The sequence below is a fragment of the Hyphomicrobium sp. MC8b genome (genome assembly GCF_905067615.1).
In the GTDB taxonomy this organism is placed as follows: domain Bacteria; phylum Pseudomonadota; class Alphaproteobacteria; order Rhizobiales; family Hyphomicrobiaceae; genus Hyphomicrobium_B.
The window spans coordinates 524,202-550,724 of the sequence record NZ_LR898465.1; the positions used below are offsets into that span (position 1 = coordinate 524,202).

Annotated in this window: 22 protein-coding genes and 1 tRNA gene; 14 read left to right on the forward strand and 9 right to left on the reverse strand. The window is 58.1% G+C overall.

What is annotated here, in order from left to right; translation table 11 throughout:
* Positions 1–211 precede the first annotated feature (211 nt).
* The 4 genes from obgE to rplU all read right to left on the reverse strand — a co-directional run bounded on the left by obgE (position 212) and on the right by rplU (position 2,527).
* Positions 212–1,252 carry a GTPase ObgE gene (obgE, locus tag ACLB1Z_RS02535; protein ID WP_013945764.1) on the reverse strand — a complete coding sequence of 347 codons (1,041 nt, stop codon included), beginning with the start codon at positions 1,250–1,252 and terminating at the stop codon, positions 212–214.
* Entirely contained in the window at positions 1,249–1,770 is a 522-nt protein-coding gene (locus tag ACLB1Z_RS02540; RefSeq protein ID WP_409561901.1) for a GNAT family N-acetyltransferase, read from the reverse strand. Before ACLB1Z_RS02540 ends, obgE begins: the two co-directional genes overlap by 4 nt.
* 139 nt (positions 1,771–1,909) lie before the next feature.
* Positions 1,910–2,182, reverse strand: a complete 273-nt coding sequence (rpmA, locus tag ACLB1Z_RS02545) for a 50S ribosomal protein L27 (protein WP_013945766.1) — start codon at positions 2,180–2,182, stop codon at positions 1,910–1,912.
* A 30-nt stretch (positions 2,183–2,212) separates the two neighbouring features.
* Positions 2,213–2,527: a 50S ribosomal protein L21 gene (rplU, locus tag ACLB1Z_RS02550; RefSeq protein WP_409561902.1), complete on the reverse strand. Its 315-nt coding sequence runs from the start codon at positions 2,525–2,527 to the stop codon at positions 2,213–2,215.
* A 288-nt stretch (positions 2,528–2,815) separates the two neighbouring features.
* Between rplU and ACLB1Z_RS02555 the strand changes: the two genes are divergently transcribed.
* The 4 genes from ACLB1Z_RS02555 to ACLB1Z_RS02570 all read left to right on the forward strand — a co-directional run bounded on the left by ACLB1Z_RS02555 (position 2,816) and on the right by ACLB1Z_RS02570 (position 7,782).
* The gene (locus ACLB1Z_RS02555) at positions 2,816–3,856 is read left to right on the forward strand and encodes a hypothetical protein (RefSeq protein WP_409561903.1); all 1,041 of its coding nucleotides are present in this window, start codon (positions 2,816–2,818) and stop codon (positions 3,854–3,856) included.
* A gap of 65 nt (positions 3,857–3,921) precedes the next feature.
* A tRNA-Ser gene (locus ACLB1Z_RS02560) sits at positions 3,922–4,011 on the forward strand.
* 559 nt (positions 4,012–4,570) lie between these two features.
* Positions 4,571–7,174 (forward strand): TonB-dependent receptor domain-containing protein, encoded by a 2,604-nt coding sequence (locus tag ACLB1Z_RS02565; protein WP_409561904.1) that lies wholly within the window; start codon positions 4,571–4,573, stop codon positions 7,172–7,174.
* 311 nt (positions 7,175–7,485) lie between these two features.
* Entirely contained in the window at positions 7,486–7,782 is a 297-nt protein-coding gene (locus ACLB1Z_RS02570; RefSeq protein ID WP_409561905.1) for a hypothetical protein, read from the forward strand.
* Between the two features lie 343 nt (positions 7,783–8,125).
* Here the strand turns inward: ACLB1Z_RS02570 and ACLB1Z_RS02575 are convergent, their stop codons facing one another.
* On the reverse strand, positions 8,126–10,126 hold the full coding sequence (locus tag ACLB1Z_RS02575) for a DEAD/DEAH box helicase (RefSeq protein WP_409561906.1): 2,001 nt from the start codon (positions 10,124–10,126) through the stop codon (positions 8,126–8,128).
* A gap of 482 nt (positions 10,127–10,608) precedes the next feature.
* Positions 10,609–10,863, reverse strand: coding sequence for an FAD:protein FMN transferase (locus tag ACLB1Z_RS02580; protein ID WP_409563219.1), 255 nt, complete (start codon positions 10,861–10,863; stop codon positions 10,609–10,611).
* A gap of 900 nt (positions 10,864–11,763) precedes the next feature.
* Here ACLB1Z_RS02580 and ACLB1Z_RS02585 point away from each other — a divergent pair.
* The 8 genes from ACLB1Z_RS02585 (at position 11,764) to ACLB1Z_RS02620 (ending at position 19,006) form a co-directional block, all read left to right on the forward strand.
* On the forward strand, positions 11,764–12,441 hold the full coding sequence (locus tag ACLB1Z_RS02585; RefSeq protein ID WP_409561907.1) for a response regulator: 678 nt from the start codon (positions 11,764–11,766) through the stop codon (positions 12,439–12,441).
* A gap of 2 nt (positions 12,442–12,443) precedes the next feature.
* The gene (locus ACLB1Z_RS02590) at positions 12,444–13,829 is read left to right on the forward strand and encodes a sensor histidine kinase (RefSeq protein ID WP_409561908.1); all 1,386 of its coding nucleotides are present in this window, start codon (positions 12,444–12,446) and stop codon (positions 13,827–13,829) included.
* 191 nt (positions 13,830–14,020) lie between these two features.
* Positions 14,021–14,593, forward strand: coding sequence for a thermostable hemolysin (locus ACLB1Z_RS02595; RefSeq protein WP_409561909.1), 573 nt, complete (start codon positions 14,021–14,023; stop codon positions 14,591–14,593).
* On the forward strand, positions 14,586–16,076 hold the full coding sequence (locus ACLB1Z_RS02600; RefSeq protein ID WP_409561910.1) for an AMP-binding protein: 1,491 nt from the start codon (positions 14,586–14,588) through the stop codon (positions 16,074–16,076). The genes ACLB1Z_RS02595 and ACLB1Z_RS02600 overlap by 8 nt, the downstream gene beginning before the upstream one ends.
* Positions 16,073–16,741 carry a TenA family transcriptional regulator gene (locus tag ACLB1Z_RS02605; protein ID WP_409561911.1) on the forward strand — a complete coding sequence of 223 codons (669 nt, stop codon included), beginning with the start codon at positions 16,073–16,075 and terminating at the stop codon, positions 16,739–16,741. Before ACLB1Z_RS02600 ends, ACLB1Z_RS02605 begins: the two co-directional genes overlap by 4 nt.
* On the forward strand, positions 16,698–17,582 hold the full coding sequence (locus ACLB1Z_RS02610) for an SDR family NAD(P)-dependent oxidoreductase (protein ID WP_409561912.1): 885 nt from the start codon (positions 16,698–16,700) through the stop codon (positions 17,580–17,582). Before ACLB1Z_RS02605 ends, ACLB1Z_RS02610 begins: the two co-directional genes overlap by 44 nt.
* A gap of 51 nt (positions 17,583–17,633) precedes the next feature.
* Positions 17,634–18,323, forward strand: a complete 690-nt coding sequence (locus tag ACLB1Z_RS02615) for a tetratricopeptide repeat protein (RefSeq protein ID WP_409561913.1) — start codon at positions 17,634–17,636, stop codon at positions 18,321–18,323.
* Positions 18,324–18,361: 38 nt separating this feature from the next.
* On the forward strand, positions 18,362–19,006 hold the full coding sequence (locus ACLB1Z_RS02620; protein WP_013946155.1) for a class I SAM-dependent methyltransferase: 645 nt from the start codon (positions 18,362–18,364) through the stop codon (positions 19,004–19,006).
* An 822-nt stretch (positions 19,007–19,828) separates the two neighbouring features.
* Here ACLB1Z_RS02620 and ACLB1Z_RS02625 read toward each other — a convergent pair.
* The 3 genes from ACLB1Z_RS02625 to ACLB1Z_RS02635 form a co-directional block, all read right to left on the reverse strand.
* A complete protein-coding gene (locus tag ACLB1Z_RS02625) occupies positions 19,829–20,737 on the reverse strand; it encodes a dihydrodipicolinate synthase family protein (RefSeq protein WP_409561914.1) in 909 nt (302 codons plus the stop codon).
* Between the two features lie 24 nt (positions 20,738–20,761).
* A complete protein-coding gene (locus ACLB1Z_RS02630) occupies positions 20,762–21,553 on the reverse strand; it encodes an aldolase (protein WP_409561915.1) in 792 nt (263 codons plus the stop codon).
* Between the two features lie 67 nt (positions 21,554–21,620).
* Positions 21,621–23,048: an APC family permease gene (locus ACLB1Z_RS02635; RefSeq protein ID WP_409561916.1), complete on the reverse strand. Its 1,428-nt coding sequence runs from the start codon at positions 23,046–23,048 to the stop codon at positions 21,621–21,623.
* Positions 23,049–23,201: 153 nt separating this feature from the next.
* Here ACLB1Z_RS02635 and ACLB1Z_RS02640 point away from each other — a divergent pair, with 153 nt between their 5' ends.
* Both ACLB1Z_RS02640 and ACLB1Z_RS02645 read left to right on the forward strand, forming a co-directional pair.
* Positions 23,202–24,677 (forward strand): PLP-dependent aminotransferase family protein, encoded by a 1,476-nt coding sequence (locus ACLB1Z_RS02640; RefSeq protein WP_409561917.1) that lies wholly within the window; start codon positions 23,202–23,204, stop codon positions 24,675–24,677.
* A gap of 13 nt (positions 24,678–24,690) precedes the next feature.
* The gene (locus ACLB1Z_RS02645) at positions 24,691–26,379 is read left to right on the forward strand and encodes a bifunctional protein-serine/threonine kinase/phosphatase (protein WP_409561918.1); all 1,689 of its coding nucleotides are present in this window, start codon (positions 24,691–24,693) and stop codon (positions 26,377–26,379) included.
* The last annotated feature ends 144 nt before the right edge of the window (positions 26,380–26,523 follow it).

Below are 26,523 nucleotides of genomic sequence, written 5' to 3' on the forward strand. Positions count from 1 at the left end.
TTGGGAATTGCTGGATGCGAGGCCGCTATTGTGAGCGAGTTGGCAGCGGGCGGCAAGGCGATCGTTTTGGCTCAAGGGCTGCGTTGTAGCCTCTGCGATGTCTGAGAACGCCGCAGAATGTTATCCTCCGGACAGTCTGAGGATCTACTCATCAGCGAGTGATCTGCATGATGTCATCCTCGGCCTGAAGCCGAGGATGACATCATGGCGATTAGGGTTGCCAGGGACCGGCCTCGTCGCCGTCAGCTTCATCGTCTGTCTCATTTGCGCGCGTGATCTCGCGGACGAGCGCATAGAGAGCATCTTTGACACCTTGGCCGGAGACCGCCGACAGCATCAGCGGCGTCTTGCGGGCGGCCTTCTTCAAAATCTCGCGGCGTTCTGCGAGTGTGGCTTCGTCAAGCGCATCGCACTTCGACAGCGCGACGATCTCTTTCTTTTTTTCGATGCCCTCGCCATAGGCCTTAAGCTCGCGGCGGACGGTTTTGTAGTCGGCCGCGACGTCTTCGGAGGTCGCATCGACCAAATGGAGAAGCACGCGGCAGCGCTCGATGTGTCCAAGGAAGCGATCGCCCAATCCGGCGCCATCGTGGGCGCCTTCGATCAAGCCTGGAATGTCAGCGAGCACGAAATCGGTATCGCCCGCACGGACGACGCCGAGGTTGGGATGCAGCGTTGTGAACGGATAGTCGGCGATCTTCGGCTTGGCCGCCGAGACAGCCGCGAGGAATGTCGATTTGCCCGCATTCGGCAGGCCCACGAGACCGGCGTCGGCGATGAGCTTCAGCTTGAGCCAGATCGTCAGCTCTTCGCCCGGCTGGCCCGGATTGGCGTGGCGCGGCGCTTGGTTCGTCGCGCTTTTGAAGTGCGCGTTCCCGAAGCCGCCGTTACCACCCTTCGCCAAGCGTACGCGCTCGCCCGGATGGGTGAGATCGGCAAGGAGCGTTTCGCCGTCCTCAGCGAAAACCTGCGTGCCGGGTGGCACCTTGACGATCATGTCCTTGCCGTTCGGTCCGGCGCGGTTCTGACCCATGCCGGGCGTGCCGTTCTGGGCGAAAAAATGCTGCTGGTAGCGGTAGTCGATCAGCGTATTGAGGTTCTGCACGCATTCGACCCAGACGTCGCCGCCCTTGCCGCCATCACCGCCGTTCGGCCCACCGAACTCGATGAATTTCTCGCGACGAAAGGCGATGCAGCCGTTTCCGCCTGCGCCCGATCGAATGTAGATTTTTGCCTGATCCAGAAATTTCATGATGCGCGCGCTCGAATGGCCATGGTCCACGGACGCCGGCGTTCATACGTCAGCGCCGGAAGTTCACATTGGCGCGCCTCGCACCAGCCCGTGGAGGTGCCGGTGGGGCGGAAGCCGAGTTTGCGAATGACGCGCGCCGACGCCTCGTTGCCGGTTAGATGTTTGCAGATGAAGCGGCGAACGCCGGATTTCGCGAAGCCATGCGCCATCACGGCGCGTGCGGCTTCGGTGGCGTATCCTTGGCCCCAGTAGGGCTTGCCGATCCAATAGCCGAGCTCGGCGTCGCCGTTGTCGTCGAGCGTGAAGCCGCAGATGCCGATCAGCTCACCGTTGAGGTCAATACCGAACACTTCTTCATGCTCGGCGACGCCATCGACCCAGTGATTGGCGGCTTCCTCGGAATAGGGAAACGGAATGCGCCCTGTCATACTTGCGACGTCCCAGTCACCGGCCAGCACGGCGATGCGGGCGGCATCACCATGGACAACAGTCCGGAGAGTGAGACGGGCGGTTTTCATGACGTCCGATCAAAGGCGAAGGGGCCTTGGGCTTGTGGGGCAATCCGTTGACGATATGAGGGGAGCTCTGAAAAGGCAAAAGGGGATGGCAGAGCCATCCCCGTAGTCCGTACAACCGAGCTTTTCGATCGAAAGCGGATTATTCCGCGGCGATCGCTTTGACCGGCTTCACCGAAATATAGGTGCGGCCGTTGCGCTTGGTGGCGAATTCGACGGTGCCTTCCTCGACGGCAAAGATCGTGTGATCGGTGCCCATGCCGACACCCGAACCCGGATGCCACTGCGTGCCACGCTGGCGGCAGAGGATGTTACCCGGAATCACGTATTCGCCGCCGTAGCGTTTGATGCCAAGGCGTTTGCTTTCTGAATCGCGGCCGTTACGTGTCGAACCGCCTGCTTTCTTTTGTGCCATTTCAAAATCCTCGAATGGAGCGGCGGTTCGTTACGCGCCTGCGATGTCGGTGATGCGCACGACAGAAAGGTCCTGACGGTGGCCCTTCTTGCGGCGAGAGTTCTTGCGGCGGCGCTTCTTGAAGGCAATCAGCTTCGGCCCGCGCGACTGCTTCACGAGTTCGGCGACCACTTTGGCGCCCGATACGAACGGCGCGCCGATGGTGACATCGGCACCCGAGCCGACCATCAAAACTTCACCGAATTCAACGGTAGTGCCGGCATCGCCAGCTACACGTTCGATCGTTACGACGTCGTCTTTGGAAACGCGGTATTGCTTGCCGCCTGTCTTGATGACAGCGTACATGGCTCTTGTCCTTTCGGCCTTTCAGGCCTGTTGCCGCGCCCTATGGCGTCACCGAAAACGGTGAACTTTCAATATGTTGCCAGCTAAAGCCAGCAAGGAGCCTCGGGCAGCGCGTTCAACGCGGGCAGTTTTCCTGGCCCACGGGTGGCGGGCTTTATTGTCGATGTGAGGGCTATTGTCAACGGCCGTGCGGCGTTTCAGCCGGCCAATTTCTTTTTGATAACACATCGTAAATGCCGCTCGAGTCGCCCATTTTAGGGGCTCCTGGGATTGTCACCAGAGGTGATGATGGCCGTTCCTGCTTCGTCTGTCAGCACGCGGCCGCAGAGCGATGTCCTGCCGGCGATACCTGTGATCGAAACCGGGCTGGATTTTCCGCTGGCAACGCTGCGTGCCTCAGTAGAAAAAACACATGCGCTGCTCGATGTGGCGACGCGGCGCTATCCGAAGCGACTATTGGCGGGCCTCGACGGGGTGTCGCGGGCGTGGCTCGTTCGCGCGAACAATGTGCATTTGTCCGAGATCGACGCCATTGCCGAAGCGCTGGGCCGACCAGGCGCCTATTTCTTTTCGATCAACTATGAGTGGGGCTGCACCTGCCGAGCGGCGTCGTCGGCGGATGGCCGTTCGGCGCGTTTGATCCGAGTGCTCGATTGGCAGACGCCGGGGCTTGGCGCGAACCTCGTTTGCGCAAAAGTCGTGGGTTCGTCCGCCGGGCCGTTCGCCGTTCTCACCTGGCCGGGATACACCGGCGTGCTGCAGGTGATGGCGCCGGGCCGGTTCTCGGCGGCGCTGAACCAGGCGCCGATGCGTGATCCGACGGGGCTTTTTTACGTCGATTGGGCCGTCAATCGACGTCGCGTGTGGAAAATGCCCTTTCCAACACCTGCGCACCTGCTGCGCCGGGTTGCGGAAGAGGCACGAGACTTCGCCGAGGCGCGCCGGATGCTGACGGATGCGCTGATTTCCACGCCCGGCATCTTCACGCTTGCGGGGCTGGCACCTGACGAGACCGTCGTCATCGAACGGACGGAGCATGAGGCGCGTGTGCGTAACGGTGTCGATGCGGTCGCCGCCAACCATTGGAGCGAGGCGGGCTGGAGGGGACGGCCGCGCGGTGACAGCAGCTTTGAGCGGTGCCGAGCCCTTAAGAGTGTTCCGCCGACATTCGATGACGGCTTCGCGTGGCTTGCCTCGCCGGTGCTCAACGCCAAGACGCGGTTGGCGATGGTTGCTGATGCCAAGACCGGCCGTCTCCTCGCGCGTGGCTACGAGGCGGATGGCCCTGCGACGCAATCCCTCGACCTTGAATGGCATGCGGCGGTCTGAGCCGCTTGCGTCCGGAAGCGAGCGCCGCTAAAAGCCCCACTTCGCCGTCAGGCGCCACGGCTTCCGGAGAGGTGGCAGAGTGGTCGATCGCGCCGCACTCGAAATGCGGAGTACTCGCAAGGGTACCGGGGGTTCGAATCCCTCCCTCTCCGCCATAAATTATTGAATACAAATAGGAAAATTCGTATCTCTACGGTCGTCGCAAATTCCTGGGCGCCGTCGGAGACTTAGCGCGTGCACGCCGTCGGCGCGCGACTGAGAGACGGGTTTCGGACCGGAATTGCGAGGCCGTCGTGCCGAAAGTCTCTTGTCGGCTTTCAGGTGGTATCGCTGGGTGTCGGAAGGGAGTGGGGTCTTCGATGTCAGCATCCACCGGATCAGCATAGCCGGTTTCCCCCGCTCTAAGGTTGGAACGTCTCCGTTTCGGAGCAGATTATTTTCTCGTTCGCCGCGCGCCCCGGTCCGACAAGCCGGTCAAGAAACACGCAGGTGCATATCGAATTCATATCGAGACCACTGCTTAAATCGGGATAATTTGAATTCGACATTTTCCTTTTCTCGCTCGAACGGTTGCGTCCTTACAACCTCCTTCAGGAAAAAGATGCAATTGCTGCCAGATCGTTTGACCGCTTTCAGGAAGGAAGATTTCCTCCGACGAGGGGTGAATCGGCGGGAAAAAGCCGACTCCAAGAGATCGCACCGGGGGAAATTGGAATGCTGCCGATCTATCGCCTGGCCGCGCTCGCAGCTGCTCTTCTGTTGACGGGGGGCGTCGACAGTGTCTTCGCGCAGCAGACCGGCGGCAGCACGGATATAGCTCCAACCCCACCCCCCGCCACGGTGACGCAAGCACCCACCACGCAGCCCCCACCCGCCGCGAGCGGGACTACGACCACGCCTCCGGCCGCGAACACGCAGCAGCTTCCGGAAGTAGAGGTCATCCAGCAGCAGGCAAAAGCTCCACCACCGCGAAAGGTCCAGCAGACTGCGAAGCCGAAGAAAGCTTCCGTTGCCCAGGCCCCGGTGACGCCGCCGATGGCACCGGTTGAAAAGGACTTCTCGGTTGCTGAGCCCACGCAGGTGAAGATGTCGCCCGTGGGCGGCAGCGAACTTCCGATCGCGAAGGTTCCGGGTTCGGTCGGTACAGTTTCATCTTCCGACGTGACGCGCAGTGGCACGATGGCAGTGCAGGACGTGCTCCAATCGCGCATTCCGGGTGTTATCGTGAATGACTTGCAGGGCAATGAATTCCAGACGAACGTCCAATTCCACGGCTTTGAAGCCTCGCCTCTCGATGGCGTGCCTCAAGGCTTGGCGGTGTACGAAAATGGCGTCCGCATCAACGAGGCATTCGGCGACGTCGTCAACTGGGACTTCCTGCCCTCGATTGCCATCGCTGATATTGCGGTGATGAGCAACAATCCGGCGTTCGGCCTCAATGCGCTCGGTGGCTCGATCAGCATATCGATGAAGGATGGATTTAATTTCCAGGGCGTCGAGACCGACATCCGCGGCGGTTCGTTCGGACGCATACAAGGGTCGGTACAGGCTGGTCAGCAAGTCGGCAACTACGCAGCCTACATCGCCGTCGAAGATATTCACGATGGCGGTTGGCGGCAGTTCTCGCCTTCCGATATCCGCCGCACGTTCGCCGATATCGGGTTCAAGAACCATGACGCCGAGTTCCATGCGAACTTCACTGGCGCCGACAACTTCGTTGGGGCCGTTACAGCCTCCCCGGTCCAGCTGCTGGATGAAAGCTACAGCGCCGTCTACACAAATCCGCAGACGACGCAGAACGACATGGCGATGGGATCGGTCAACGGCTCTGTGAATGTCACGGATACGTTGAAGGTCTCGGGCGTCGGCTACTATCGTCGGTTTAATCAGCATCATGTCGATGCCAACGGTTCCGAAGCGGCGCCCTGCGCGGGCGATGCAAGCGTGCTCTGCTTTGACAATCTCGACGGCACGACCGTTCAGCTCGTCGATCAAAACGGCAACCCGGTGTTAACGCCGGCTGGCGGCGACAATTACGTCGGCGAAATTGATCGTACATCGCAACAGGCCGAAAGTTACGGGGCGTCATTGCAGGGCGTGCAGAAGGCGAAGATCTTCGGCCATAAGAATCAATTTTTGTTGGGCGGCAGCATCGATCATGGCCGCGTCGGCTATCAGACCAGCGCCGAGATCGGAAGTATCGGTCCCAATTTCACGGTAACCGGCGACGGCCAGATCGTCGCCAACTCGGATATAGCGCCGGTCGATATCACGACGACCAACACCTATTACGGCGTCTTCTTTTCCGACACCTTTGATGTAACTGACCGGCTCTCGCTGACGGCCGGCGGCCGCTTCAATTACGCCGATATTCGTCTCAAGGACAACACGGGGCTGGCTCCCGATCTTAACGGCAACAACGTCTACCAGCGTTTCAATCCGATGGCCGGAGGTACCTATCAACTTCTTCCAGGGTTGTCGCTCTACAGCGGATATTCAGAAGCCAACCGCGCGCCGGTCGCGGCTGAGCTTGCCTGCGCAGATCCCAACAATCCCTGTCTTATTTCGAGCTTCCTGACCTCAGATCCTCCGTTAAAGCAGGTCGTCTCGCGCACCGCGGAAGCGGGCCTCCGCGGTGAGATCACCAGCTTCGGCGACAATCAAAAAGTCACTTGGACACTTGGCTTCTTTCACGCCATGAATAGCGACGACATTATAAATGTGGCGTCGTCGATCGCCGGCCGAAGCTACTTTCAGAACGCGGGCAACACGCTTCGCGAAGGGCTCGATGCCAGCATCGATTATCGCAACGATCGTTTGTATCTCTTCGCCAACTATAACTTCACCGATGCGCGCTTTGAGAGCACGTTCGACGTCAATTCGCCCAACAACCCTCAGAACCCATCGAACGGCGACGATTTCATAACGACCGTGCATCCGGGTGATCGTATGCCGGGTATCCCGCAGCACAGGTTCAAGGCGGGTTTCGACTACTGGCTGACGCACCAGTGGAAGTTCGGCGGCGATTTGACGGCCGCGTCCGATCAGATTTTCTTCGGCGACGAGGCGAACTTGAATAAGCCGTTAGCTGGGTATGCCGTCGTCAATCTTCATACGTCCTACGACGTCACGCAAAACATACAGCTCTATGCGATCGTGAATAACATTTTCGATCATCAGTACGGAACGTACGGCAACTACTTCACGCTCGATGACGCAACCGCAGCATCGCTCGGAACCATAGATTTCACGGACCCGCGCACGATAGTCCCGGCGACACCGCTTGCGGCTTACGGTGGAATGAAGGTCAGATTCTAAGTAGTCGCACTCGGGTCACTGGCTTTCGGGTATGTTCCTGTTCCATGATTTGTCTCATTTCTCGAGAGACAAACGAACATGCTCCGCGGCAACACCTGCGCCTTACTCGACAACCGGATTCTGGCTAAAACTTTCGTAGCTTGGTTAGTGGTCAACGCTTTTGACCCAAATCGGACACGCATGGATGGCCATGGCGTGTGTGTGGAGAGTCGCATTGCGGAAAATATCTGTGACAGCAACAGTCCTTTACTTGGCAACTGCCGAGCACTCGACTAGCGTTAGAGGTGATTTGTCCGGACCGGGGGGTTGCAATGCAGGTTTTCAAGTCAGGCTTCGTGGCCGCGATTATGGTGTGCGCGCTTTCGGCGACGGCTCAGGCGGCCGAATGTACGAGGGTCGCCGCCATTGGCGATAACTTCACCCACGATTTGGCGGTGCTGTTCTCTCACAACGCACTTAAGAATACGATCGCCGGGAAAGGGCTTATACCGAAGGGGCCAGTGAAAACCACCTGCAAATCAGGGGCGATGATTGAGTGTTACTCCTCGCAGATGGCCTGTAAGGGCGGGACGCCTGCGGCCTGCTTAGGCCCCTGGCTTTGCTTCTAAACTAGGCACTAGACGTGGCCTCGTTTTGAATCTGTTCTTGCGGCTCGAACCTCGCAGTTATGTCGAGCACTATCCGCAAAGATGCATCGGGCGCTTATTGCCCGTAACGCGGCCGTTCGAGTGAAGCTAACGGATCGCTTCACCTCCGGGAAAGCAGAGCCAGGAGGCGTCGGCGTCTCGGCAGAGCCGACGGTCGGTCCCAATAGCTGTCGCGTGGAGTGGCAGCGATCGGCGATGCGGGAGCCCCGCCGACCACGTTCGCTGTGAGACGAGATAGGTCGAATCTTCGGATGCTCGTTCACGTGTTCAAGCCCTGAATTGACTTGTTCACGTTCGGAAATCGCTATGAGGCCGGGCGATGCTTCTTCTGCTGCTTCTTCCCATGGGCGTATTTTGGCACAGGCTTATATTCGCCGCTTGATTTTGATGAACCTGGGTGAGGCCCGGTGCCCTTGGGATGAGTTTTCTGCGCGTCACGCTTTCGATGAGGATGCGCGCCAGCTTTTTCTTTGTTTCGATCCCGCCATGGCGTCTTCGCGTGCCGACCCGTTTGAGGATCAGACAAGGTTGCGGCTCTGGCTTCGTCGTCTTTCTGCTGCCGGGCAGCGAGGGGCGGATCGCCGTGCGTGCCAGCGTCGTCACCCATGGTGGCGCCGATGCGCGAAATCCGCCCCTCGTTAGGCTTCATGGTGCGCGCGGCATCCGCGAACGTGTCTGCGGAATTGGCGGCGATCTGGAAGCGCGTGTCGCGGTCGAAGATCTTGATAGAACCGATCTCGGATTTCGTCACATTGCCGGCGCGGCAGAGAAGCGGCAGCAGCCAGCGGGGCTCGGCATTACGCTCGCGGCCTATATCGATCCGGAACCAGACCATCTCACGGCCCTGATCACGAACGGCGTGCGTGGAGCGGCCGTCTCTCGGGCGCGCCCTCGCGCGCTCCTCTCGGCCTTGCGGCCCTTGGCTGCGTACTTTTCTATCCTCGACCCGCTCCCGAGGTACTCGCGCATGATCATCGCGCCGCCGCGGCGGGCCCGTATCCTCAGTAAGATCTTCCGGCGCGGGCAGCTGGGCTCGGTGGATGCGGACCAACGCGAGAGCAATCTCTTCTGCCGTGCGGCTAGACTGAAGGGATTGCGCAAGCTTCAGATCCTCGTCCGTCGCGGGAGCGGTGAAGATAGAGCTGGCCAGAAAGCGCTCCTGATCTCGTGCGCGGATCTCCTCAGCGGTCGGTGCCGGGCCCCACGTGACCTTGAGCTTCGCACCGGCCAGCAGCGCATCTGCCTTACGCCGGCGGTTGAACGGGACAATCAACACACACAGGCCCTTGTTGCCGGCCCGCCCCGTGCGACCCGAGCGGTGAAGAAGTGTCTCTGCATCATTGGGCAGATCGGCGTGAATGACGAGCGAGAGAGCCGGCAAGTCGAGCCCGCGCGCCGCCACATCCGTCGCGACGAGAACGCGCGCGCGGCCATCGCGCAGCGCTTGCAGCGCATGCGTGCGCTCGTTCTGCGTCAACTCTCCGGATAGGGCGACCGCAGAGAAGCCTCGTTCCACCAGACGCGCGTGCGTCCGCTTTACAGCTTCGCGCGTCGAACAGAACACAATCGCGGCGCCGGCCTCGTGAAACCGAAGCACGTTGACGATGGCGTTTTCAATATCGCCCGGAACCACGCGAATGGCGCGATACTCGATGTCGGCATGCTGCTCGTTGCGCTTCACCGTTTCGATGCGAACGGCGTCGCGCTGGTAGCGGCGCGCCAGTGCTTCGATCTCGCGCGGCATGGTGGCCGAGAACAGGAGCGTCTGGCGCCCTTCAGGGGTTGCGTCGAGAATGAATTCCAGATCCTCGCGAAATCCGAGATCGAGCATCTCATCGGCCTCGTCGAGCACAACGGCTGCGAGTTTTGTCAGGTCAAGCCGCCGTCGTTCTAAATGGTCCCGCAGACGTCCGGGCGTGCCGACCACGATATGGGCGCCGAAGCCGAGTTGGCGGGCTTCCGCACGTGCGTCCATGCCCCCGACGCAGGTCACAACACGCGCCCCGGTGTCTGCATAGAGCCAGTCGAGTTCGCGCTGAACTTGCATCGCAAGCTCACGCGTCGGCGCGATGATCAACGCCAGCGGCTCAGCGGCTTGCGGGAGGCGTTCCGCTTCTCCAAGCAGCGTCGGCGCCATCGCAAGTCCGAAGGCGACCGTTTTTCCTGAGCCGGTTTGCGCCGAGACCAGCAAATCGCGCCCTACCGTGTTGGCTTCGAGAACCGCTAATTGCACGGCGGTCGGTGCGGAGTAGCCGCGCGCGGAAAGAGCGCGCCCGAGCGCGGAGTGAACCGACGGGAAGGTCATGATTGTGAAGACTTTTCAAATGGAGAAAGCCCACCTGGCTCTGTTCGAGTGGCAGGCGCACTTCGTCAAGAATGTCGTTATTTAGCGTGCCTAGCCGGTATTCGGCGTAAACGCCAGAGGCAGGTTGGCGCGCTTCGAATATTGGTTAGCCTGCCACGTAAGACTTTCGGCCAGAAGGTCCCATGTGTGGACGGCACCCCGTTGGCAAGGACTTTTTGGTTTGTCGCGCAGAGTTGGTCGGTAGCGCCCCTGAGCGGCAGAGCGGGATAGGCACGATTGAGATAGAACATAATCGACTGAGATCTCGTATGCCTGAATTAGGTCCAACGGCATTCTCTCAATGGTCTCATTAGGACAGGCGGTGAATTTCCCCACAAGTTCACACCTTCTGTTGCTCCTGTTGTCGCGATGCAGAGCAGGCGGGCATCGAGCAGCATTCGCCGAATGACATCGGATGGCGCCTGCGCACGTCTGCTCCTCACTCAAGAACAGACCGGATGTCCGCTTTCAGATTCAGAACGAGCGATGCGGATGGTGGAGCGAAGTCTCTTCGTGTCTAGAAAAGAAACTCGCTGCCCCATAACGCGAGAAGTTCGCCATCGCTCATAAGTCCCGCTGGTCGCAATGCCACCACCAGTTACGAACAAAGCAGCAAGTGCTGTACTTGAGCCGAAAGGGTCGGCAATTCCGATTGACCAAGTGGCGTCGTCGGACGCTTTCCTATGACGGGTTTTGATGTCGAGGCCTCATTACACGCGTCTTACGTGATGCGAGAACAGGGCTGACTATGTCCGCTTCACTGCAGCGGTACCGGTGCATGTCGGAAAAAGATCGGGATGAGAGCACGCCGCCGACGGACTCGACAGCACATTGTGAGCTGCGAACATTACGACTTGCTTACGTCGCGCAATCAAAATTGGTGACGACAAGTGCCACCATCTTCGTACGACAAGAGCCACAAGTGACTGGACTTTGCCTGTGGTCGCTCCGCTACAGCGCGCGAAGCAGATTGTGTTAAGCACTTACTAGCTTCACTCGTCACCGGTTGCCGCCAAACCTTCATGTCTTGTTCGCGCACAATATGAACTTCGGGAAAAATCGTCGGCACTTCATCCGAGCGAGTTTTTATTCGCTTATGTTGTCCACTCCGGTTCACGGTACTGAAATTGGCGACAGCGTCAGTGCTGTTAGCAGATACGGCAATGGAATGATCACTGCTCCGATCAGACAGGATAAACTGGGATGGCAAGTGCAGCTGCCCGGAGGACAATGGGTATTCTGCCGACGCAGTTGTTCGGAAACGCTTCGCGTCGAAACGATAGATTTCTTTGAATCGAACCAAGCCGGCAACGGACAGCTCACAAACGAGTGCGGAATTTTTGGATGCCTGGATTTGAAATATCGCCAATGAGACAAAGTTGGAGAGGCTCCACCTAAGCTCATTTTTTACAATTGTGACTTGTGTCAGACGCGTGCAGGAAAGCGTCCAAGAATAACAATTCTGTATTTTAAGGGCCGCATTTGCATCCCTTCCGCGGGTCCATCAGGCACTGACGTCATCACACTGCTGTTGGGCCGGAAAGGGGGCCGAACCCGCAGTCGCGGACGTGAATGCATTCGGGGATTCGGGGAAATGCATGCGCTTGTTGATCGTAGAAGATAATGTGCGAATTGCTGAATACATAGGAACAGCACTTCGCGCTCAAGGATTTGCCGTCGATGCCGTAGGAACGGGCGCGGATGGTGATGCCGCGATCGCGACAACATCCTACGACGCAGTTATTCTCGATCTTGGATTACCTGATATCGACGGCCTTACTTGGCTTGGCGCCGTTAGAAAGCAAGTCAATCAAGTTCCCATTCTCGTTCTAACTGCCCGAGACGCTTTACGCGATTTGGTGCAGGGGCTCGATTCTGGCGCAGACGACTATATGCGCAAGCCGTTCGAGGTCGATGAACTCGTTGCGCGCGTGCGCGCATTGCTGAGGCGGCCGAACCATACCATCGGGACGCATCTCTCTCACGGCAATATCTCGCTCAATACGAGCACGCGAGAAGTGCTCGTCGATGGCGTCGGGGTCGAAGTTGGAAAACGCGAATGCAGTGCGCTCGAGCTTTTGCTCCGACGCGCGGGGCGGGTCGTTCCCAAGACCGCAATCGAGGAAGCGCTCTACAGCTTCGACGAGGAGCTTTCATCTAACGCAATCGAAGTTCTCATCCATCGTTTACGCAAACGCATGAGCGATGCCAACGCCAATGTCCATATCCACACATTGCGCGGAGTTGGGTATATTTTATCAAATTCCACGAACTAGGCATGCAGAGTTCGAAAGCAGCACCCTCGATCTGGCTGCGATTGATCGTCGGCCTTGTTACAGTTTCGCTACTTGCCGCAACGGCCACGAGCTGGCTGATTTACGAGAGATTTGTCTCGACGAATTCTGAATTTAGGGATCGCACGCTTCAGAACGACGCGCGTGCTATAAAAAACCTTCTTCAGCGTGCGGCCGAAGGGAGGCCGCTTCAACTTTCGGATTTCCTGACAGGCGACTTCCGAAACGGGAATGGCAAGTTCGCCATCGTTAGCGAAAACGGAGTTCTTCTGGCTGCCTCAACTGGTGTCAACGCGCCGCTGGCTCCGATCGACGGCCAAAATACCCGCGATTTCTTCGTCTCCGCGGCCGATAGGCGAAAAGGACGACTGTATGGTTTTACCCTCAAAGGGATGTTTGGATCAAAGCCAGTTTGGATTCAAATCGCATTACCACAAGGTGAGGCAGCCTTTGACTCCTTGCTACAAAACTTTGTCGTCGATATCGGATGGATCTGGCTGCCCTTCGTCATCTTCCTCCTGCTAACAAATCTTCTTGTTGCCCGGATCGGTTTGCGGCCGTTACGGATCGCCGCTTTGCAGGCCGAATCCATTGGCCCGAGCGCTGTTTCGACTAGGTTGTCAAATGAAGGACTTCCGCGTGAGGTGGACGCGCTCGTGAGTTCTGTAAACAGGGCTCTCGACCGGCTTGAAATCGCATTCCATTCTCAGCAACATTTCATCGCTGATGCTGCGCATGAACTGAGAACGCCCATTGCGGTGATCAAAGCCCACGTCGGCATTCTTCCCAATTCGCCCGAAATTGAGTCTCTCAAGGAGGAGATCAGGGCTGCCGAACGCCTCGTCAATCAGCTGCTCGATTCGGCTCGGCTGGATGTCGTCGTGTTGGACGCAACTGATGTGACGGATCTCAACTCGATTGTCGAAGAAGTCGTTTTGCAACTTGGGCCGATGGCCATCAAATGCGGCAAGTGCCTGGAGGTTTTACCTTGTCCGATGAAGGTTGAGGTGAATGGTTGCCACGATATGCTGGCGTCTGCCGTGCGCAATTTGGTCGAGAACGCAATTCGCTTCACTGCCCCTGGCACGTCTGTCGTGATGGTCGTTTCTTACCCTCCCGCGCTCGAGGTAATTGATCACGGACCTGGTGTTAAGGTGGAAGAGCGCGAGCGCATATTTAAGCGCTTCTGGCAAGGTACGCGAGACCGAGGCGGCGGTGCCGGGTTGGGCCTCGATATCGTTGCACGCACTGTTGCCGCTCTTGGCGGATCCGTGTCCGTAGGCGATGCCCCAGGAGGAGGCGCGGTGTTCACATTGCGCTTCCTACCGCCAAAAGATGTGGCGCGGACAACAGACGTTCGCTTTTCGTAATTTTGTAAATTGAAATCCCATCTTACTTCACTGCCGTTGCCTCGTATCGCCTTCATCGAGAGGCTGTCCCCTCGCCTTCGAACTAAACAGCGGACCCAACTTTTCATTGTGATTTCTTGAAGGCTGTAAGCACGCCGTAAGCGCTTACCTCGATGGTCATGGCCGGTCGCAACAACGAGGGGAGCGATTCGGTGCAGATCATTGTCGTGACGCAGAGCCATGCTCGTCGGTCCGAGGTTGAGCACTTCATTGCTGATGTTTATCGTAGGCATTACGGGGCTTCCGTTCCAGAATTCTCACCTACACTCCTTGCTTTGCTCGGGCGCGATGGTAATTGGCTGTGCGCTTCGGGACTGCGCTTTGCTGAGAGCGATTTTTTTTCCGAGTGCTATCTTGATGATCCGATCGAGATACTTCTCGCACGAGCTTCTGGGGCAGCTGTAAATCGCGAAAGCATCTTCGAGGTTTCCGGCCTCGCCAGCCGTGCACCGGCGCGGGCCGCACAATTTCTTCACTACATCGTTTCGTATGGTGATACCGCTGGCTTCGACTGGGCCTTCTTCACCGCCACCAAGCGCCTACGCAGTCTCCTCAGCGCTCTCGGCCTACCGCACATCGTCTTAGGAGATGCTTACAAGCAGCGCGCCCAAAATCCCCAAGTGTGGGGATCCTATTACGACGGCGCGCCGCTCGTTTGTGCTGTCAGCCGCTCTGCGGCGCAAATCTATCTCAACAAGCAGACGAGCACGGTGGTCCATGCTTGATATCATCTCCGCACTGCGCCGCAACGCTATCGACCAAGATGCCTCTCCGGCTTTTTCCGATGACTCTGGCTCGCTAACGCACGCTGATCTTTCAGCCCGTGTCGCTGAATGTGCGGCCAATCTGGAGTCGTTGCCCCACCACCTGGGACTTTTGGGAGAAAACTCAAACGACGCGGTCGTCGCGCAACTCGCAGGTTGGGTCGCAGGCAAAATAATCATCCCGATCCCTGCATTCTTCAGCTCTGAACAGCAGAAGCACATTCTTGCCGACTGCAGCGTTTCGCACGTCATCGCGACTCCGAACGCGGTCGATGCGGCACGCCAGCTCGGTGTCGAGGTTGTGCCGGTGAAAAACGGGCGGCGGGCCTCTCCGCCGGAGCTTCGCCATGGTGGCGGACAAATCATCTACACATCAGGAAGCACTGGGCGCCCAAAGGGCGTGCGGCTTGCCTTGTCCCAGATCGAGCGCTCGGCAGCCATGTTGGCGCAAGCGACATGCGCCACGCAAGACGACTTGTATCTTTCTGTGCTGCCGCTTCCCCTCCTTCTCGAGACGATATGCGCGATCTGCGTGCCGTTGTTCGCCAAGGCACGCACGCGCTTCGATCGGGCCATGACCGCCTCGGTGGCACGAGGCCAGCCGCAAGGACTGAGCGCAACCTTTGCCAAGCATGATCCGACAACTTCCGTCCTCGTACCCGAGCTTCTCGCCACATGGGTGGCGGAGCTCGATGCAAGCGGCCAAAGGGCACCGACTAGTCTGCGTTTTGTTGCGATCGGCGGTGCCCCGGTTGCGACAGCCATAACCGATAAGGCCTGGAGCAAAGGCATCCCCGCGCATGAGGGCTACGGTCTTTCCGAATGCTGTTCCGTCGTCGCAGTCAACCGCCCCGGCAAGCGCAGACCCGGGACGGTGGGACAGCCACTGCCAGGTTTGAACATCAGCATCGAAGACGGCGAGATCGTCGTCGACGGGCCGACGATCATGCAGGGTTATCAGAATGGCTGCGATGCGGCCCATCCTTGGCGGACCGGCGATCTGGGTATGCTCGACGCCGATGGCTATCTCCGGATCTCCGGCCGCAAGGACAACCTTATCGTCACTTCGTTCGGCCGCAATGTGAGCCCCGAATGGATCGAGGCACTGATAACGACGGACGAGCGAATTGCCGCGTGCGCCGTGCTGGGTCACGGCGAGCCATATTTGAGCGTACTCATAGTTCCGAGTTCTCGAAGTGCAGATTGGTTCGCCACTGTCAGCAAAGCAGAAGTGCTGTTGGCGCTCTCCAATATCTGCCGCGACGCCCCTGTGCACGCGATACCGCGCGATTTCGTCCTGCTCGCTCGCAACGATGCAGTTCGGCGCAACCTTCTCACACCCAACGGCCGATTCCGCCGCGCGTTACTGCCTGACGCCTACGCCGAGATCAAAGCCGCCGCCGAGCGGCGTCCTGTTACGCAAGAAGAGGAGATGAGCGCATGAGCTTTTACGACACGTTGCAAGCCGAGACAGCACCTGACCGTCAGGCCTTCCTGTCCATACCGCTCATTCAGACGGCCATGCAGAAAGGAGCGTCGCGCCAACTCTATGTCGACTTTCTCACGCAGGCCTATCACCACGTGAAGCACACCTTTCCACTGTTGGCGTTCGCTTCTGCGCGCACGCACGACGAGACCTACCAGGATGCACTCGTCGAATACATGGAGGAAGAGCGCGGGCATGAGAAGTGGATACTCGATGATATTCGCGCATTCGGTGGCGATGTCGAAGCGGTGAGATGTGGTACGCCGGGACAGGCATGCCAGATCATGGTCGGCTACACCTACTATGCGATCGAGTGGATCAGCCCCTATGCAATGCTCGGCAGCGTGCATGTGCTGGAGGGCATGTCGACGATGCTGGCCGACAAAGCCGCTGACGCCATTCAGCGCTCACTTGCTCCTCCGGACGAGTCAGGCTTCTCCTACCTTCGCTCGCACGGTGCGCTTGATATTCAGCACGTCGCCTTTTTCAAAAGCCTTGTCGACGAAATTTCAGCTGAGGCGCGTCCCGTCATCATCTCGACATCGAAGATTATTTACAGGCTCTACGGCGACATCTTCCGTGAGCTATCTCTGCGTCATCCGGGCCTCCGCGATGCAGCTTAAGGGTAAGCTAGCCGTCATAACCGGCGCGGGTTCGGGTATCGGTCGCCAGCTTGCTGTCGAAGCGGCTCGGCGAGGTCTGACGGTGGCATTAATCGGCCGCCGCGCCGACGCATTGCATGGAACGCTCGAGATGATGGGCCATCAGCGCAATCACGTGGCGCTTCCCGGCGACATCACGGATCCGGAAATTCGCATCGCCTTGAAAAACTACATCGCGCACTGGTGGGGGCGGCTCGACGTTCTTGTCAACAACGCTGGTGTGCTAGCCGTCGGGCCACTCGCGAGTACCAGCGACGCCGAACTGGAGCGTCTGATGAAGACAAATGTAATCGCGCCAGCAGCTCTAATTCGTGAACTGTTGCCGTTGCTTCATCGTGGAGCTCCCTCGCGAGTTGTCAACATCGGGTCCATGTTCGGTGACATTGCCTACCCACTGTTTGGGGCCTATTCGGCATCTAAATTCGGCCTTCGCGGGCTTTCGATTGCACTGCGGCGCGAGTTCAAGGAGTTCGGGGTCGGCATTACTTATGCGGCGCCGCGCGCAACAAAAACGGATGCATTTAGCAACTTCGCACGTCTCATCGACCCGCTGCGGATGCGCGTCGATGATCCTGCGAAGGTCGCCCGAGATGTCTGGGCGGCCGTCGCACGTGATGCGGACAGCGTCTATGCGAAAGGCCCCGAGCGTCTGTTCGTACTCGTGCAGAGACTGTTCCCGCAGTTCGTTGATCGCTCGCTGGAGGCACAGATGGCGGACACGCGCGTGCGTGCATTCTTAATGAGCCAGAACGGATCCCCTACGACGCTTGAGGTCGGATTGCGGAGCAGTGGAAGCACGTGAAAATCGCAAGTCAGCCGCAGACTCAAAAACAAGCAACCAATGAGGAAACTCATGAAACTGGCTAACAATCACCTCACGATCGCTGCCGCTGCCATCACCGCAGTGATCGCCAGCGGATTCGTATCGCATGCCAAGTCCGCTCCAGCAGCAAAAAGTCGCTTCGACGAGGATGTTCTAGCCGTTGCCAATGACTGGGCGCGCGTCAAATATTTGAGCAAGTCGAATGACGAGCGCCAGCGGAATATGGATGCGGTTGGAGCGAAGGCCGATGAGCTCGCGCAGCGGTATCCCGATCGGCCAGAGGCCTTGATTTGGGACGGGATCGTTACCAGCGAGCGCGCTTCGCTTACCTGGGGCATCGGCGCCCTCAACCTCGCCTCGAAGGCGCGCGACGTGCTTCTTAAAGCTGAAAGCTTGAATCCCAAGGCCGCCGACGCCGGTGCACCCACCAGCCTCGGCGTCCTCTATTATCGCGTGCCCGGTTTTCCCTTCGGTTGGGGCGACAAAGACAAGGCCCGCGCTTACCTGGAGGAAGCGGTCAAGAACGCCCCAAACGGTAGAGACGCCCACTATTTCTATGCAGACTTCTTATACGAGCAGGGAGACTACAAAGCAGCTGAGTATGAGCTGAAACAAGGGCTGTCATCTCCGGCGCATCCGGAGCGGCCAATCTGGAACACGTATTTCCCAAAGGTAATGCAAGGCCTCCTCGCCAAAGTGCAGGAAAAAGAACGCTCGTGATGGGCGGACTTTGCATGCATTGAAGAAAAAGGACCGCCATGCACATGGTCTCGATCTGGGCCGGCCTCGGCAAGCAACTGCGCACACCTAGCGGGCGCTACGGCCGGTTTGCTGGTCGGCTAATGGCACTCATTAATGGCGCACCATACAGGTGCGCCATTGCTGCGCTCGACGTTCAGCCTCACGATACGGTGTTGGAACTTGGTTTTGGCCCGGGCCGAGGCATCGTCAGCCTGGCACGACAAGCCATGCGGGGAAAAGTGCTCGGAATCGATCATTCGCCCGAGATGCTCGACATCGCCAAGCGCGCCAACCGTCAAGAAATTTCCCACGGCCGAGTGCATCTACGTCTCGGTCATTTTGACGATCTTCCTTATGCTGATGACAGCATCAGTAAGGTGATCGCGATCAACGTCGCCTATTTCTTCGGCATTGAGGGCAAGGAGATTGCCGAGATCTATCGGGTGTTGCAGCCCAAAGGACGCGTCGTGATCTACGTCACTGACCGCGCAACGATGCGCAAGTGGAAGTTCTCAGGCTCTGACACCCACAGGCTCTATGACGCCGCCGACCTAAACCGCACCCTTCGCCAGGGCGGCTTCGACGATCAGGACATCTTCATCGAAATGATCAGGCTGCCCTTTGGCATGCGGGGCTTGGTAGCGGCGGCGGTCAAGAACTGAAGGACGGATTGCGTACGACGGGATCGTCAAAGGCTACACAGCGGAGAATGCGAAGGCGAAAATATGACACGAATTGCGCTGCTTTTTTTATTGGTCGCGCCGCTTTCTCTCGCGGCTTGCTCGACCATGCAGAACCATGACATGCCGCCCCCCGACATTCGCGATAGTCAGGTCACGCCACCATAGGTGGATCCGCCGACGTGCTGATCCAGCTTGCGACCGATTTCTCGGGCCATCCGCGCCGCTTTCCGCTGAATGGCCATTAGCAGAATAAGTCATGAGGTCGGCTGTCTGATTAGGAATAGACCTGCACAAACTTACCCCAATGGAGCAGGATCAAAAGGCGGCTCAGTAGCTGCGGTAGGCAGGCCCGCCGCCCTGACCCGAAACCGAGCCAGCACCACTGGCAAGTATCTAAGCATTCTCTGAGACGACAAGCAAAGGCACGGTGAGCAGACGATGTTTGAATGCTGCATTGTTCCACGCTGTCGCAACGATTTTCGGACTATATGCGGCCCGATCCGTTTTTCGTAGTAGTCCACCATTTCGTCAGTCGCGGTGGGGTCGAACAGCGCCTTCGACACCATCAGGTTCTCAAGCGCTTTTACCCGAAATCGACTTCGTCAGGAGGCGCATGGTTGTGGCCGCCGGCATGACCCAGTGCAACAACCACTTGTGATGCGTAGCTCTGCGTTGAAGATCTTCACGGCATGGCGATCCGGCGCGGCTTCGAGCAAATGCTCGAGCATCCGCCCCGGTGCCATGCCGTTGCCGAAGATGACGAGTTTTTCAACCGTCAGATCCTTCGCACAAACCCTGCGCCTACGCCGCCGCCTTGTAAGGGTCGGCGCTGAGCGTGCGCATGAGATTCGAAAGGATCGCTACGTTCTCGTCCGAAAGAGGCTTCAATGGGCTCCGCGGCTTGCCGGCATCAAGACCTTTGATCTTGAGGCCCGCTTTGATCGTCGGCGGCAATCCTCCGTTGCCGACAATAAACTCCAGCAGCGGCAACTGGTCGTAAAACACCTTGCGCGCCCCCGGGAGATCGCCCGCCTGTATCGCACTGTAAAGTTCGAGATTGAGCTTTGGAATGAGATTGGGCGCCGCGGTGCACCAACCGGTAGCTCCGGCAACGAAAGCCTCGAACGCAAGCGGATTGCTACCATTGTAAAATGGGATCTGACCGTCGGAGAGCTTGTAGAGCTGATGCATCCGTTGGATGTCGCCGGTGCTTTCTTTGACCATCGTGATATTGTCGATCTCCTTCACCATTTTGGCGATGAAGGGCGGCCGCATATCGATGCCGCTAGTTGCTGGATTGTTGTAAAGCATGATCGGGATGCTGATGCTCTGCGCGATCGCGGCGTAATGCGCGAAGATCTCTTGCTCGTTGAGCTTCCAATATGAAATCGGAAGCACCATAACCGCGTCTGCACCGGCTTGCTCGGCAAATTTCGCCCGGCGTACGGCGTTGCGCGTCGTAAGATCGGAAATGCCGACAACAACCGGAACTCTCTTTCCCACCTGATTGATCGCCGTCTCAGCCGTCTCGTCCCATTCACTATCGGTGAGGTAGGCGCTTTCGCCTGTGCTTCCCAATGGCGCAATCGCGTGCACGCCATCTGCGATCATCATGTCGATCGATGCCTTGAGCGCCGCAGCGTCGATGCCTTCATTGCTCGTGAAAGGCGTAATCGGATAAGCGATGATGCCCTTGAATTTCGGTGTCATGATAAACCTCTTTTTGACGGTGATTTAGGCTGTGTCTCTGATGGCGTCCGCGTGGTTCTTGAGGGCGCGGCGGACGTAATAATTGAAAGCGACGGAATAGCGCTTGGGCGTCGAAATCCAGTCATGCGCCTCGCGAGCCAAAAGCTCGGGGACAGGCTTGATGTCCGAGACGGGCATTGCAGTCAGCTGAAGCTTTGCTGCTCGCTCCATTAGCAACGCGAGCACACAAGCTTCCTCGACCGTGGAGCCGGTAACGAGCATTCCGTGGTGAGAAAGCAAGATGGCGCGCTTTTCCCCCAACGCTCCCGATATGATGGTCCCTTCTTCATTACCAACAGGGATACCCGGCCACTTCTCGAGGAACGCGCAGTCCTCGTAGAGCGGACACGTATCCATGTGCGAAATCACCAAAGGAATTTCGAGCATGGAAAGCGCGGAGCAATAGAATGGATGCGTGTGGATTACGCAGTTGACGCGCGGATGCTCGCGATAAATCCAGGTATGGAACCGATTGGCTGGATTTGGCATTCCTCGACCGTCGACGGTCTCGAGATTCTCATTGACCCGAAGAAGATTGTCTTCGGTGATCTCGTCGAAACCGTGCCCGAAGGGCTGTGTGTAATAAGTGCCGGGCTCCTCGGCTCGCGCCGTGATCTGGCCAGCAAGGCCTGAATCGTGGCCACCGTCAAAAAGAATGCGGCAGGTAAGCGCGAGCTTCTGCCTCGTCGAGTAATCGCCGTCGGCCAGTTCGGTGCCCATTCTTTGGTGGGCTATCGAGACCAACTCGCTTTTTGAAAGCGTAAGTGTATCGGACATTCATTTTCTCTCCTTCGATCGCGCGGTAAAGTGAGAGAGGCCGGCGGCTCGGCCTCTCACGTCGGCGTCAGGGAGCATTGAGGGCCGGGCCGCTGCCAGGAACGAAGCGGTCGTGATTGCTCTTGAGGTCGCTGATGATATCTGCAGCGGCCGAGGGTTTGCGGCGGTGGAAGGCTAGGATCCAGACAAGGCCGATCGCGAGATAGGCGAGGAAAAGATATGGGAAGCTGTCCACGGGCGCGGCCGGCACAGGATAGACACTTCCGACAGTCGGGATCGCGAGCAGCATCAACGCGACTATACAAACCGCCACATCTTTCGTTTGAAGTTGGCCGATGGCTTTCAGATAGACGGGGGCAGCGATCGTTATTAGCGCGTACGGGACAAGGAAACCAAACGCTGCGCATGTGCCAGCATAATTGAAGAGATCAAGCATCGCGATTCCGCCGGCGGTCGCCGCGACGGGGATGAGGAAGGCGATGCCAGCGAGCGCGGTCACAGCGACATGCGGTGTTTCATTCGTTTTGTGCGATGTCGCGGTAACGGGCGGAAGTATGCCGTGGCGACCCATCGTGTAGAGGATGCGTGATCCGGCATTGAGGCAAGATAGCGCGAGCGCAAAGAAGCTGATCATCGCGCCCAGCGAAAGCGGAACTTGAAGAGCGCCCACGTGTGCGAGATCGGCGAGAACGTTCAGGGGCGCGTCGAGCTTATCAAGAGACGTCGAGTATCCACGCGTTCCGAGCACCATGACGTATGTGACGAAGACAAAGAAGGCGCCGGAAATCAGCAAGCTCATGATGACGGCGCGAGGGATCGTTTTCAGCGGATCTTTCGCCTCATCGCCAAAAGCGGTCGCACACTCGAAACCGACAAGGCTGAAGATCGCGACCACCACGCCAAGTCCCATGCTAGACGCCGGGAAAGTCGACGTCGCGAACTGAGCGCTGTCGATTGCAAAGTGATGCTGGAAAAGGACAATGAAGCAGAGCAAGCCGATCAGGGCCATCGAGGCGCCTTCGCAGACGAGCATCATGATCGCCGAAAGCTGCACGTTCTTCCATGCCAGGAACCAGGCGGTGGCGACGCAAACGGCGGAAAGCAGCAGCGGCGGCGCACTGATTCCAGCCATCGCCAGAAGTTTGCCTGAGAATATCGTGAAGCCTGTCACCCCTGCGGTGGTGATTCCCATATACGCCCACAGCAGTGACCATCCCCCAACAGCGCCAGCATTAAGGCCAAGCCCGCGGCAGATGTAAGCGTACATCGAACCAGACCCTGTCGAGCGCCGCGCGAACTGATTGAGATTGAAGGCAACGAACAGCAACATGACCGTGCCAAGAGCATAGGAAAGCCAGCTCCAGTCGCCGGTGTTCGAGTACATGACGGGAATGATTAGCGCTGCCGTCATGGTGGGCGAAATCAAGGCCACAGCTTGGGCCAATAGTTCCGTGAAGCTGAGACAGTTCGACTTCAGCTGGTTCGTGGGTTGCATCCCGTATCTCCTATTGAGCGCGAGGGACATCGTTCGGTGCCGCGTGTTTCTCGCGACCCGTCATTCGGCTCTTTCCTGCTGCATCTGCGAAAAGGATATGCTAGCAACTGGCCCCATCAACACAGCCAGATCTTAAAAAGCGAGTGGACCAGAATGTTGCGCCCCTGGCACCTCTCTCTCGCACTCACGCGGGGAAAGAAATCCGTCTCCCAACAGATTGTTCACGCCGTCATCGAGGATGTGAGACGCGGACGGCTTGCGCCGGGCTTCCCATTGCCAGGAAGCCGTGAACTCGGTGAGACGCTGGGCATCAATCGAAAAACGGTGATGGACGCCTACGCCGAGCTGGAGGCCCAAGGTTGGGTTTCAACGGAATTGCGTCGTGGAACGTTCGTTGCGGAAAATCTTCCGCAACTGGCAAAGGTCAGCGTCGACAAGCGGCCGCGCGCCAGTACCATTCCGCTAGAGCCATCTTTCAAGCTCTCTCGACCGGAAGTCACGCTTGCTGCCGATCTGCCACCATCGAAATGGCTCAGCTTCAATGACGGCGCACCCGAAATACGTCACGTGCCAATCGAAGCCGTGGCGCGCGCCTATAGAAACGGCTTACGCTCAACGCTGCAACTCCGCCGGTTGGGCTATGGTGATCCTCGGGGATCGGAGGGCCTCAGATCTGCGCTCGCGGCGATGCTGACGGCGGACCGGGGCTTGGCGGCTGGCTCCGACAACATCTGTCTGACGCGAGGAAGTCAGATGGGTATTTTTCTCGCAGCGCAGACGCTCATTAACCCTGGAGATACGGTCGTCGTTGAGACGTTGAGCTATCCTCCCGCACGGGAAGCGTTTCGGCGCGTGGGCGCGGAAATCGCGACGGTCCATATTGATGATGATGGTATCGATGTCGAGGATCTTGAGCGGGTGTGCCGCAGGAAGCGTGTGCGCGCGGTCTACGTGACGCCGCATCATCACTTTCCAACGACGGTTTGCATGACGCCCGAGCGGCGGATGCGGCTTATTCTGTTGGCGGCTCAGTTCGGCTTCGCGATCATCGAAGATGACTACGAGCATGAATTTCATTTCAGCCATCAGCCGATGCTACCGCTGGCAAGCTTCGACACTGCCGGGCATGTCATTTATATCGGGTCGCTTTCGAAACTCCTGAGCCCGAGTTTGCGGCTCGGATACGTTTGTGCGCCCAGGTCACTTATTGATCGGATGGCGGGAGAAGTCATGATGATCGACCGGCAGGGCGATCCGGCGATGGAGGCAGCAATCACGGAGCTGATCGAAGCAGGCGAAATCCATCGCCACACGCGCAAAATGCTTCGCCATTATATCGAGCGGCGGGCGAAGTTTGCTGATGGGCTGAATGCAGTACTTCGAGGGAGAGCAAGATTCAACGTTCCTGACGGTGGTCTCGCCTTTTGGGTTCGCTTCGATGGTATTGACTTGAAGCGTCTGGTCGCGCGGTGCCGGGAGAAGCAGCTCCATATTCAAATGCCGGATGCATTCTCGTCCACCGGACAAGCGGTCGGCGCGCTTCGGTTGGGTTTTGCGAGCCTCGACGTCAAGGAACTGGCCGCCGCGACAGCGCGATTGGGTGCGGCACTCGCCGAAACGAAACGTTAATCGGGAAATTGTGATGGCGCGCCGCACCAACATAGAAGTCAGCATAGGTTTCTCCAGCCACTGCGGTGCCCGCCTCGACAATCAGGATTTTGCCGCCGCCGATCTCGGTTCTGAGGAGGAGCGTGCACTTCAGGGCGTGCTCGTGGCTCTCGCCGATGGCGTCGGCGGCAGCAAAGGTGGCCGTATCGCAGCCGAACTTGCAGTCCAAAATTTTTTTGATGGGTATCGTTCGCAAAATCCTCTGGGTGGGGTGGCTTCGGCGGCGACAAAGACCATGGATGGCTTCAATCGATGGCTGAACGCTCAGGCTCGAACGCCCACTATGAAGGGCGCCGCAACGACCTTCACGGGCGTCGTCCTTCGCGGTCGAGAGGCACTTGTTTTGCATATCGGCGATAGTCGGGCTTGGCATTTGCGTGGTGCTGCGTTGGCGCTCTTGACCGAAGATCATGTTTCGATCAGTAGCGATGATAGGGCAGTTCTGTTGCGCGCGCTGGGGCTTGAACCGGTGTTGCGGCTAGACTTCATTCGGCAGTCACTTGACGATCACGATCGGCTCCTCCTCACGAGCGACGGCGTACACGGGGTCCTCACGCAGCAAGAGATCGCTCGATTGCTTTGCGCTCGAAAAAGTTCCCAGGCTGACGCGGACGCGATCACAGCCGCAGCGCTCGCTGCCGGATCGCAGGACAATGTGACCGCATTGGTCGTCGATTTCATTGCGCTGCCATCGGTTGATTTTGATGCGTTGGCGGCGGAAATGGATGACCTCGCGATTCTGCCGCCTCCGGAAGAAGGAGAAACAATCGACGGTTACCGTCTCGAACATCTTCTCTCCGACGCGGCATACGCTCGTATCTTCGTCGCTAGAGATCGGGAAAATCGGATCGTCCTGAAATTTCCAAAAACGATGTTACTGTCGGAGGATGGTGCAAGGCTTGCCTTCCTGCGCGAGAGCTTTCTTGGGCGGCAAGTCGAAAGTCCCTATGTGGGACGGACACTAGCCTTGCCCGAAGGCAGTCAAAGCCGGCTCTATATTGCGATGCCCTTCTATGCGGGCGAAAGCCTCGAGACAAAAATTTCCGAAGAACATGTGCCCCTCCGCGATGCGGTTACGATCGCACTAAAATTATCCCGCGGAGTTGCCTCGCTTCACCGCCGTGGCATCGCACATCGCGATATCAAGCCCGGAAACGTCATTTTGACGAGTGAAGGAGGGCTCAAACTCATCGACCTCGGCATCGCACGCGTACCAAATTTTAAAGAACTTCCGGAAAAGGAAGTGCCCGGAACCGCAAGTTATATGGCTCCCGAACTCTTCAAAGGAGAGCTTGGCGATGCGATCTCCGACCAATTTTCTCTCGGCGTCACGATCTATCGCCTCTTCACGGGGCATTATCCGTATGGAGAGACCGCACCATTTACTACACCTCTTTTTGGTCCACCCATCCCCGCTTCTCAATACCGTCCTGAGATGCCGGCGCGATTGGAGGCCGCAATCATGAAAGCGATTTCCCTGCGCCGAGACGACCGCTTTGCAGACGTGGAAGAGCTGATCTACCAGCTTGAAACAGGGATGCTGAATGTGTTGCCGCCACGAAATGCGGTGCCTCTGTTCAGGCGCAATCCGGTTCTTCTTTGGAAATGCATTTCCGCATTGCTTATCGCTGTCGCGATCGTCGAGTTCCTCCTTATGAGATAAGGTGAGGTGCGCTTGGCCCCGCCATGGGGAGAATTGCTCAGCTTTCGGACCGGAGCGAGCAAGGGGCGGTGTCTGCTTTCTCTGTTGATCGCAAAACAAGCGACGGGGTTCCGAGTTAGCGTGATGACCGCTAAGGGTCGTGAC

Excerpts from the sequence above, each read along its gene's own strand:
- rpmA (WP_013945766.1), bottom strand. The coding sequence starts at position 2,182 with ATGGCACAAAAGAAAGCAGGCGGTTCGACACGTAACGGCCGCGATTCA.
- ACLB1Z_RS02585 (WP_409561907.1), top strand. The coding sequence starts at position 11,764 with ATGCGCTTGTTGATCGTAGAAGATAATGTGCGAATTGCTGAATACATA.
- ACLB1Z_RS02620 (WP_013946155.1), top strand. The coding sequence starts at position 18,362 with ATGCACATGGTCTCGATCTGGGCCGGCCTCGGCAAGCAACTGCGCACA.
- ACLB1Z_RS02540 (WP_409561901.1), bottom strand. The coding sequence starts at position 1,770 with ATGAAAACCGCCCGTCTCACTCTCCGGACTGTTGTCCATGGTGATGCC.
- ACLB1Z_RS02640 (WP_409561917.1), top strand. The coding sequence starts at position 23,202 with ATGTTGCGCCCCTGGCACCTCTCTCTCGCACTCACGCGGGGAAAGAAA.
- ACLB1Z_RS02570 (WP_409561905.1), top strand. The coding sequence starts at position 7,486 with ATGCAGGTTTTCAAGTCAGGCTTCGTGGCCGCGATTATGGTGTGCGCG.
- ACLB1Z_RS02590 (WP_409561908.1), top strand. The coding sequence starts at position 12,444 with ATGCAGAGTTCGAAAGCAGCACCCTCGATCTGGCTGCGATTGATCGTC.
- ACLB1Z_RS02575 (WP_409561906.1), bottom strand. The coding sequence starts at position 10,126 with ATGACCTTCCCGTCGGTTCACTCCGCGCTCGGGCGCGCTCTTTCCGCG.
- ACLB1Z_RS02600 (WP_409561910.1), top strand. The coding sequence starts at position 14,586 with ATGCTTGATATCATCTCCGCACTGCGCCGCAACGCTATCGACCAAGAT.
- obgE (WP_013945764.1), bottom strand. The coding sequence starts at position 1,252 with ATGAAATTTCTGGATCAGGCAAAAATCTACATTCGATCGGGCGCAGGC.
- ACLB1Z_RS02565 (WP_409561904.1), top strand. The coding sequence starts at position 4,571 with ATGCTGCCGATCTATCGCCTGGCCGCGCTCGCAGCTGCTCTTCTGTTG.
- ACLB1Z_RS02555 (WP_409561903.1), top strand. The coding sequence starts at position 2,816 with ATGGCCGTTCCTGCTTCGTCTGTCAGCACGCGGCCGCAGAGCGATGTC.
- ACLB1Z_RS02625 (WP_409561914.1), bottom strand. The coding sequence starts at position 20,737 with ATGACACCGAAATTCAAGGGCATCATCGCTTATCCGATTACGCCTTTC.
- ACLB1Z_RS02615 (WP_409561913.1), top strand. The coding sequence starts at position 17,634 with ATGAAACTGGCTAACAATCACCTCACGATCGCTGCCGCTGCCATCACC.
- ACLB1Z_RS02645 (WP_409561918.1), top strand. The coding sequence starts at position 24,691 with ATGGCGCGCCGCACCAACATAGAAGTCAGCATAGGTTTCTCCAGCCAC.
- ACLB1Z_RS02630 (WP_409561915.1), bottom strand. The coding sequence starts at position 21,553 with ATGTCCGATACACTTACGCTTTCAAAAAGCGAGTTGGTCTCGATAGCC.
- ACLB1Z_RS02635 (WP_409561916.1), bottom strand. The coding sequence starts at position 23,048 with ATGCAACCCACGAACCAGCTGAAGTCGAACTGTCTCAGCTTCACGGAA.
- rplU (WP_409561902.1), bottom strand. The coding sequence starts at position 2,527 with ATGTACGCTGTCATCAAGACAGGCGGCAAGCAATACCGCGTTTCCAAA.
- ACLB1Z_RS02605 (WP_409561911.1), top strand. The coding sequence starts at position 16,073 with ATGAGCTTTTACGACACGTTGCAAGCCGAGACAGCACCTGACCGTCAG.